Annotated in this window: 1 protein-coding gene; it reads right to left on the minus strand. The window is 40.1% G+C overall.

Features of this window, described 5'->3' with window-relative positions; all coding sequences use genetic code 11:
• Positions 1–599, minus strand: a 599-nt coding sequence (locus tag GY937_28655) for a hypothetical protein (GenBank protein ID MCP5060687.1), incomplete at both ends; no start/stop codon positions are given.

Genomic DNA, 599 nt, shown 5'->3' on the forward strand with positions numbered 1-599 from the left:
GCTGCGTGCCAGAAGTGATCGCCTTTGATGGGGAAAATCGTCAACAAGCGATCGGAATTGTCGAACACGAAGAAGATCAATTCTGGTTTTGCCTCAAGCCGATGTGCTCTATTAAGACGTTTCGGCAACCAAGTAGTGGCGAAATTGAATAACTTTTTCAACTGGTCACCTAATATTACACCGCTAATTACCGAGGTGTTCAGCTGAATTATTATTTCATCCGAAATTGATTTGTGGATTTGAATATTATCGGGCAAATCGATGAAATAAGGTATGCTATCGTTCTTTTTTCTTAGATTTGCTAATTTCTGCGTGGTAAAATCTATAGCTGTGTATATTCCATTTCTAAGCTGAATCAAAACTTGATCTATCGATTTATATCTTTGCTGTGGAATGTAGATCGGAATGTAATCTTTTGGACCTAGTTGGGCTAAATTAAGCCATAAAGCCGCCTCTGTCGTACTACCTTCATAGTTCAAAAAGCGGTCCCCGAAGTAGATCGCTTCTACTCCGGTTCTCATGTCGAAACGGTCATGTCCACTTATTTCTTGTTCTGTAACTACTTTGTATTCTGCGGCGGTAATTGCGACGCAAAACAA

It is taken from the genome of bacterium, assembly GCA_024228115.1.
Taxonomy (GTDB): domain Bacteria; phylum Myxococcota_A; class UBA9160; order UBA9160; family UBA6930.